7 protein-coding genes are annotated in these 7,352 nt (G+C 68.3%); 5 read left to right on the forward strand and 2 right to left on the reverse strand.

Annotated elements, in window-relative coordinates:
- Nucleotides 1–48 precede the first annotated feature (48 nt).
- From FFS08_RS19085 to FFS08_RS19095, 3 genes are all read left to right on the forward strand, one after another.
- Entirely contained in the window at nt 49–1,266 is a 1,218-nt protein-coding gene (locus FFS08_RS19085; RefSeq protein WP_137864333.1) for an MBL fold metallo-hydrolase, read from the forward strand.
- A 56-nt stretch (nt 1,267–1,322) separates the two neighbouring features.
- Complete coding sequence (locus FFS08_RS19090) at nt 1,323–1,754, forward strand: hypothetical protein (RefSeq protein WP_137864332.1); 432 nt, start codon at nt 1,323–1,325, stop codon at nt 1,752–1,754.
- A gap of 116 nt (nt 1,755–1,870) precedes the next feature.
- The gene (locus FFS08_RS19095) at nt 1,871–2,329 is read left to right on the forward strand and encodes a hypothetical protein (protein ID WP_137864331.1); all 459 of its coding nucleotides are present in this window, start codon (nt 1,871–1,873) and stop codon (nt 2,327–2,329) included.
- Between the two features lie 9 nt (nt 2,330–2,338).
- On the opposite strand, the gene FFS08_RS19100 is transcribed toward FFS08_RS19095, so the two are convergent.
- Both FFS08_RS19100 and FFS08_RS19105 read right to left on the reverse strand, forming a co-directional pair.
- Nucleotides 2,339–2,905 carry a DUF3617 domain-containing protein gene (locus tag FFS08_RS19100; RefSeq protein ID WP_171012717.1) on the reverse strand — a complete coding sequence of 189 codons (567 nt, stop codon included), beginning with the start codon at nt 2,903–2,905 and terminating at the stop codon, nt 2,339–2,341.
- Nucleotides 2,902–3,471, reverse strand: a complete 570-nt coding sequence (locus FFS08_RS19105) for a DUF3617 domain-containing protein (protein WP_137864329.1) — start codon at nt 3,469–3,471, stop codon at nt 2,902–2,904. The genes FFS08_RS19100 and FFS08_RS19105 overlap by 4 nt, the downstream gene beginning before the upstream one ends.
- Nucleotides 3,472–3,524: 53 nt before the next feature.
- Here FFS08_RS19105 and uvrB point away from each other — a divergent pair, with 53 nt between their 5' ends.
- Both uvrB and FFS08_RS19115 read left to right on the forward strand, forming a co-directional pair.
- Nucleotides 3,525–5,717, forward strand: coding sequence for an excinuclease ABC subunit UvrB (uvrB, locus tag FFS08_RS19110; protein WP_137864328.1), 2,193 nt, complete (start codon nt 3,525–3,527; stop codon nt 5,715–5,717).
- Nucleotides 5,718–5,773: 56 nt separating this feature from the next.
- A complete protein-coding gene (locus FFS08_RS19115; RefSeq protein WP_137864327.1) occupies nt 5,774–7,180 on the forward strand; it encodes a pentapeptide repeat-containing protein in 1,407 nt (468 codons plus the stop codon).
- Nucleotides 7,181–7,352: the final 172 nt, after the last annotated feature.

Raw genomic sequence — 7,352 nt, forward strand, 5'->3', positions numbered from 1 at the left:
CGATCAAGCGTCTTGAAGCGGTGCGGGCGCGTAACGACATTGCCGGCGATGCGCGTCGTCCGGATCGTCCTCGCCGTCTTGCTCTGGGCCGTGGTCGCGCTGTGCCTGGTGGTGACGGCCGCGCCCTTCTTCCTCGATCGCATCTATTATCGCGGGCCCGTCGCCAGCCATTTCGACGGGCAGCGCTTCTTCAATCCCGATGGCGACGCGCTCGACATCTCGGCCGCGCGCGGCAACAAGCTGCTGTGGCAGCAGGTGTTCGGCGACCCGACCCGCCCGAAATGGCCCGGGCACGTCGCGGTGATGCCGGGCAAGCCGCCGGCGCGCGCGGACGGCGGCGAGATGCGCGTCACCTGGGTCGGGCACGCTACCGTGCTGGTGCAGGCGGACGGCGTGAACATCCTCACCGATCCGGTGTGGAGCGATACGGTCGGCCCGTTCGGCATCGGCCCGCGCCGGGTGGCCGCGCCGGGCGTGCGCTTCGAGGACCTGCCCAGGATCGACCTCGTTCTGGTCAGCCACAATCACTACGATCATATGGACCTGCCGACGCTCAAGCGGCTCTGGGATCGGGATCGGCCGGTGATCGTGACGTCGCTCGGCAATGATGCGATCCTGCGCACGCGCGGCATCCCGGCACAGGCGCTCGACTGGGGCGGGAGCTTCGTGCTGGACCGGCCCGATGGTGGGCCGCAATTCACCAGCGAATGCACCGAGCCGGTGCGCTGGTGCCGGATGCGGGCGATCGTCCATGTCACCCGCAGCCATCACTGGGGCAGCCGCTGGTTCGCCGATCGCAGCCGGGCGCTGTGGTCGAGCTTCGTGGTGCGGCTGCCGCACGGCAATTTCTTCTTCGCGGGCGATACCGGGCTCGGCGACGGCAAATGGCCGGCCGAGGCGGCGGCGCTCGGGCGCATCCGCTTCGCCGCGATTCCGATCGGCGCCTTCCGCTTCGACGAGGGGCAGATGGCGAGCGGCAGCCATATCGGCCCGCGGGATGCCATCCGCGTGTGGGACGGGCTCGGCCGGCCGAGCGCGCTGGCGGTGCATTGGGGCACGTTCCGCCTGTCGCGCGAGGGCTATGCCACGCCGCCGGCCATGCTGCGCGGGATGCTGCGCTGCGCGGGCGAGGATCCGGCCCGCTTCGCCGCTCGCCGTATCGGCGAGACCTTCGCGGTGTCGCCGCTCGCCACCGCGCCGCCACCGCCGGATTACGCCGCGCTCGACGCCTGCATCCGTGGCGGCCGCTTCGACGCGCTGCGCTGACCTTGCGTCGTCGCCCGGCTGCGCTAGGCTCGCGCCATCTAGAAGGGGGAGAGACCATGCGCAAGTTCGCTGCGTTGGCCGTAGTCGCCGGGTTCGCCATCGCCGCGGCGCCGCCGCAGGACCGCCGGGTAGGCAGGACACCCAACGAAGCGCGCGACATGATGCTGTCGTTCGGCGGGGGCATGAAGGGCAAGAAGCTCGAAAAGGCGATCGCCAAGGCCGAGCAGTTCCCGCTGGGCAGCGACAAGAACCCGGTGCGCGAGAACGGTCCGACCGGCCAGCGCGCCTATCTGGGCAAGCTGCGCTGCGCCGACGGCACCGCGCCTGCCTTCACGCGCGCCGGCAGTGTCGGCGAAGGCGTCTTCGGCTTCATCGTCGATCTCTACAAGGTCACTTGCCCCGGCAACGACCCGATCGACGTCCATATCGACATGTATCATGACGGCGGCGAGACGCGGCCGGTGCCGGGCTTCACGATCGCCGATTGAGCGCCCGCCGCGACTTGGCGCGCCGATGCGCCGAATCGAGCCGGCGCCGTCTTTCCAGGTGCTTGAAGGGACTCGGCACGCCGGTCTATCCTGGGGCGAACCGGGAGGGGTCCCTTGTGAACAATCGCGCGACCAACGCTGCGCAACGCTATGACACGTCCATCGACCGCGCCGGGCTCGCGCTTGGCGTGGGCAGCGGCTTTGCGGGACTCGTCGTGCTCGCGCTGCTGCTGCTCGGCGGCAAGCGCGATCCGCTGAGCCTGGTCAGCGGCTGGCTGATCGGCAGCCTGATCGCCGGCATCGCGATCACGGCGGTGGGCGGCCCGCTCTGGCTGGTGATGCACGTCGCCGGCCTGCGCCGCGCCCGCCACGCAGCCCTGGTCGGCGCAGTCACGGCGCTCGCCATCTTCGTCGGCGCGCAGACCTATGGCTTCGGGCTGTTCGAGATGCCGCCGATGGACAGTCGCGCGCTGCTGTTCCGCTGGATCAGCGCAGTGGCGTCGAGCGCGATCCTGGCGCTGTTCGCCGCGGGAATCGGCGCCTTGATGTGGCGCATCGCCTATCGCCGCGAATAGCGGCGCGCGCTATTTCGCACATTCCCCCGTGCGGCGACCGTCGAGCTGCATGGTCATCTTCACTCGCTGCGCCGGATCGGCGGGCTGCTGATCGATGTCCAGGCGGATCGCGAAGCTCTCCGCCGCATAGGTGCCCGACACGGCGAGATCCACCTTCGAGCCCGGCTGCTCGCCCTTGCAGCTCAGCCTGCCGTCGAACTTGCCACCGCCCATCGTGAGGTGTTGGTAGCGGCAATCGGTGCCCATCATCTCGAATATCTGCGCGGGCTCCGGCGCAGCGAGATCGGTTCCCGAATGGCAGACGCTCTCGACCTCCTTCTTGATTTCCTTGGCCGCGGCGCGCGTCGCGTCGCGACCCGCGCCGGCGGGGATGCCGGGCAGCTCGAACGCAGTGATTGCGATCGTGCGGTCCCATTGCCCCATGTGCATCGGCCCGCCCGGCTTCGCCTTCGCATAGGCATCGGCCACTTGCTGCGCCGTCGCGTCGGTCAGCGTGAAGCCATCGCCCGCCTGGCCGGCGCCGGTGAGCAGCACCAGCGCCGCGGCGGCGGCGGGGGCGGCGAGCGCGCGGATCATGCCTTGCATTCGCCCAGGCGCTTGCCGGTGATCCGCACGGTCATCGAGGTTTCCTTGGTCTGCCCCGGCGCGGTCTGGCGCTGGGTCATGGTCAAGTCGAACCCGGTCGGCGTCTGGGTGCCGCTGAAGGTCGCATGCGCCTTGCCCATGGGCGTGTCGCATTCCATCACCGCATCCATCTTGCCGCCGACGAAGCGATATTTGGGGAAGCGGCAGCCGGCGGCCATCGGCCCGAGCTTGGAGACGTCGAACGGTTTCAGTTCCTCCGGCTTGCGGCAGCCGCGCTCGGTCCGGGGCGGCTTGCCTACCTCCTGCTTCATCTTCGAGGCGATCGGTTCGGGCATGGCGCCGGTATCGAGCGCGACGAGCTGCTCGCTGGTTTCCCACAGGCCCGGCTGAACGGGCGCCTTGGTCTCGGCCGCCACGCTCTGCTTGGCGACTTCCTCCATGCTGGCGTTGTCGAGGCGGATATCCCCGGTCCGGCGCGCGCTGTCCTCGGTCGAGGGCCCCTGATTGCAGGCGGCGAGCGGGAGCAGGGCTCCAGCGGCGAGAATCGTCAGGCGCATGATGGTCCCCCAGGGGTTGGCGTATGGGCCAGCCACACCCCATATTCCCCCCGATGGCAATCCAGATTCGCACCAGCCTGGCCGAGCCCGAGACCGGGCAGAGTTTCGTGCCCCACCGCCCGCAGCGCCCGGAGAAATCCGAGGGCGGCCGGTCGTTCAAGCTCGTCAGCGAGTATCAGCCCTCGGGCGACCAGCGCTTCGCGATCCCCGAGCTGGTCGAGCAGGCCCGCGCCGGCGAGCGCGACCAGGTGCTGCTGGGCGTCACCGGCTCGGGCAAGACCTATACCATGGCCAAGGTGATCGAGACGCTGCAGCGCCCCGCGCTGGTCCTCGCGCCGAACAAGATCCTCGCGGCGCAGCTCTATGGCGAGATGAAGTCGTTCTTCCCGGAGAACGCGGTCGAATATTTCGTCAGCTATTACGACTATTACCAGCCCGAAGCCTATGTGCCCCGGTCGGACACGTACATCGAGAAGGAAAGCTCGGTGAACGAAGCGATCGACCGGATGCGGCACTCGGCGACGCGCTCGCTGCTGGAGCGCGACGACGTGATCATCGTCGCCTCGGTCTCCTGTCTCTACGGCATCGGTTCGGTCGAGACCTACAGCGCGATGATCTTCGATCTGAAAAAGGGCCAGGTGGCCGACCAGCGCGAGATCATCCGCAAGCTCGTCGCGCTCCAGTACAAGCGCAACGACGCCGCCTTCGCGCGCGGCGCCTTCCGGGTACGCGGCGACAGCCTGGAGATCTTTCCGTCGCACTATGAGGACAGTGCCTGGCGCATCTCCTTCTTCGGCGACGAGATCGAGGAGATCACCGAGTTCGACCCGCTGACCGGGGCGAAGGTGGCGAGCCTGGACTATGTCCGGGTCTTCGCCAATTCGCACTATGTCACGCCCGGGCCGACGATGAAGCAGGCGATGGAGGGCATCCGCCACGAATTGACCGAGCGGCTCAAGGAGCTGGAGGCGGAGGGCAAGCTGCTCGAGCATCAGCGGCTGGAGCAGCGGACCAATTTCGATCTGGAGATGATCGCGGCGACCGGCAGCTGCGCGGGGATCGAGAATTATTCGCGCTTCCTCACCGGCCGGCTGCCCGGCGAGCCGCCGCCCACCTTGTTCGAATATCTGCCCGAGAACGCGCTGCTCTTCGTCGACGAGAGCCATCAGACGATCGGCCAGATCAACGGCATGTCGCGCGGCGACCATCGCCGCAAGGTGACGCTGGCCGAATATGGCTTCCGCCTGCCCAGCGCGATCGACAACCGGCCGCTCAGGTTCAACGAGTGGGAGGCGATGCGGCCGCAGACCGTCTATGTCTCGGCGACCCCCGGCGGCTGGGAGATGGAGCAGACCGGCGGCGTGTTCGTCGAGCAGGTGATCCGCCCCACCGGCCTGATCGATCCGCCAGTGGAGATCCGGCCGGTCGAGGAGCAGGTCCAGGACCTGATCCAGGAATGCAAGGCGACGACGGCCAGGGGCTATCGCACGCTGGTCACCACGCTCACCAAGCGCATGGCCGAGGACCTGACCGAATATATGCACGAGGCGGGGGTGAAGGTCCGCTACATGCATTCGGACACCGAGACGCTGGAGCGCATCGAGCTGATCCGCGATTTGCGCATGGGGGTGTACGACGTGCTGGTCGGCATCAACTTGCTGCGCGAGGGCCTCGACATTCCCGAATGCGGCCTCGTCGCGATCCTCGACGCCGACAAGGAAGGCTTTCTGCGCAGCGAGACTTCGCTGATCCAGACGATCGGCCGCGCGGCGCGCAACGTCGAGGGGCGGGTGATCCTCTATGCCGACCGCATGACCGGCAGCATGGAGCGCGCGCTCGCCGAGACCGGCCGGCGCCGAGAGAAGCAGCAGGAGTATAATACCGAGCACGGCATCACGCCGGAGACGGTGAAGAAGAATATCGGCGACATCATCGCCCATGTCGCCTCGAAGGATCAGGTGACGGTCGAGATCGATGCCGATCGTCCGCACATGGTCGGCCACAACCTCCGCGCGTACATCGAGGAGCTCGAGAAGAAGATGCGCGATGCGGCGGCGAACCTCGAATTCGAGGAAGCCGGGCGCTTGCGCGACGAGATCCGCGCGCTGGAGGCCGAGGAGCTTGGCCTGCCCGACGACCAGCGCAAGGCACCGGTGATGGGCCGCAGCAACGAGGGCAAGCCGGGCACCCGCAAGACGCGCTACGGCAAGGTGCAGAAGAAATGGGGCGGGGGCGGCCGGCGCTAGACTCCTGAGCCCGCGGCGATAATCCTGCCATCCGATCATGCGGGGAAGGGGAGCGGATGGCCGAGTGGAGGAAGCGCTTCTCGCGCTGGTGGGTGGACGAGTTGTTCGGCCCGCGACACGAGGTTCGCTTCGCGCTCCGGATCGGCATGCGTGTCGCATGGTTGCGGTTCCGGCTGTGGCTGCGCCGGCCCCGCGGGATCGGGCTGCGGCGCCACTGGCCCAAGCCGGTCGCGCTCGCGCTGATCGGCGTCCTGGTGCCGCTGGGCATCGCCACGTTGCTTTCGCTGCTGTTTCCGCAGGAGGCGCGCGGCGTCGCACTGGCCTTTCGCCGCCTCTTCACCGATCCGGCCGCGCCGCGGCTCGAATGGCGGGAGGCCGCGCAGATCCTGCTGCTGCTGATCGGCGTGCCCTCCGCCTTCCTGCTCTGGCTGTTCCGGGATCTCAACGTCAACGCGACGCTCGACAATCAGCGCAAGGACGTGAACCTCAAGGAGTTCCAGGAAATCCAGATGCGCGCCGCCGGCGCCATCGACGAGAAATTCCCCGCCGCCGCGCGTGACACGCTCCAGATCGCGGCGCTCCACCAGATGCGCGCGTTCCTGCGCGGCGAATATGGCAAGAGCTTCCAGCGCCCGGCCTTCGAGCTGCTGCGCGCGCGGCTGGTCGCCAGCGCCGAGGCGACCGGCAGCAGCATCGTGGGGAACTGGATGCAGGACTGGCGCGAGCGTTTCGGACGGCTCGAGGGGCGCGACGTGACGCGCGCGATCACCGAGATGAAGCGCGAGATCGCCGGCGCGCGGCGCAAGCTTCGCCCCTGCGCGATCGCGGCGGCGGAGCAGATCATCCTCAGCGAAGAATGGGAGGCGGTGCTTCGCGGCCACCTGCCGCTTGCCGGATCCGCCTTCGATCGCATCCAGCTGGGCCGGAAGACGGTGTTGTCCGGATCGAGTTTCATCGATTGCCGCTTCCGGCTGGCGAGGCTGCGCTACGTGCATCTCGAGCGCGCCGAACTGTCCGGCGCCTATCTGGAAGGGGCGTATCTTCGGGGCGCCCATCTCGAGCAGGCATCCCTCTTCTACGCCTATCTCGAATATACTTCCTTCGTGGGGGCGAATCTCGATCGGGCGCTCCTCCAGGGCGCCAATGCCGCCGGCGCGCGGTTCACCAGCGCCTCTCTGCGCTTCGCGATGCTGTCCGACACGGATCTGCGCGGCGCCTCTTTCCTGAACGCGGACCTGCGCGGCGCCGACTTCGTGGGTGCCGACCTTGCGGGCACGAGCCTGCGCGGCGCGCGGCTGGAGGGCGCGAAGCTGGTCGACCAGGATGCGAGCCTGGTCGGCAATTGTATCGGCGCGACGTTCGACGAGGCCACTGCGTTTGCGCCGGACTGGATGGCGCTCCCCGAAAGCGAATGCGAAGCGGCGCGCCAGCCCTGGGTCGCCAAGGGAATGAAGCGGGTCTGAGAGCGGGCTCGCGGCAGGACGATATGACGGGTCGTTTCGTCGCCGCAGCGGTTGAGCGGCGGGGACACTTCCCGCATAAGGCCGCGCATGCGACGCCAGCTGCTCGTCTTCGCCTCCGCGCTCGCCATCGCGGGCTGTTCGGAAACGCCGCGCGTGGTGCCGCCGCCCGCCC

This window comes from Sphingomonas sp. 1F27F7B (assembly GCF_005503355.1).
Classification (GTDB): Bacteria; Pseudomonadota; Alphaproteobacteria; order Sphingomonadales; family Sphingomonadaceae; genus Sphingomonas.

What these genes read in the sequence shown, in the direction of transcription:
- FFS08_RS19085 (WP_137864333.1), top strand. Translation starts at nt 49, where the DNA reads ATGCGCGTCGTCCGGATCGTCCTCGCCGTCTTGCTCTGGGCCGTGGTC.
- FFS08_RS19090 (WP_137864332.1), top strand. Translation starts at nt 1,323, where the DNA reads ATGCGCAAGTTCGCTGCGTTGGCCGTAGTCGCCGGGTTCGCCATCGCC.
- FFS08_RS19100 (WP_171012717.1), bottom strand. Translation starts at nt 2,905, where the DNA reads ATGATCCGCGCGCTCGCCGCCCCCGCCGCCGCCGCGGCGCTGGTGCTG.
- FFS08_RS19105 (WP_137864329.1), bottom strand. Translation starts at nt 3,471, where the DNA reads ATGCGCCTGACGATTCTCGCCGCTGGAGCCCTGCTCCCGCTCGCCGCC.
- uvrB (WP_137864328.1), top strand. Translation starts at nt 3,525, where the DNA reads ATGGCAATCCAGATTCGCACCAGCCTGGCCGAGCCCGAGACCGGGCAG.
- FFS08_RS19115 (WP_137864327.1), top strand. Translation starts at nt 5,774, where the DNA reads ATGGCCGAGTGGAGGAAGCGCTTCTCGCGCTGGTGGGTGGACGAGTTG.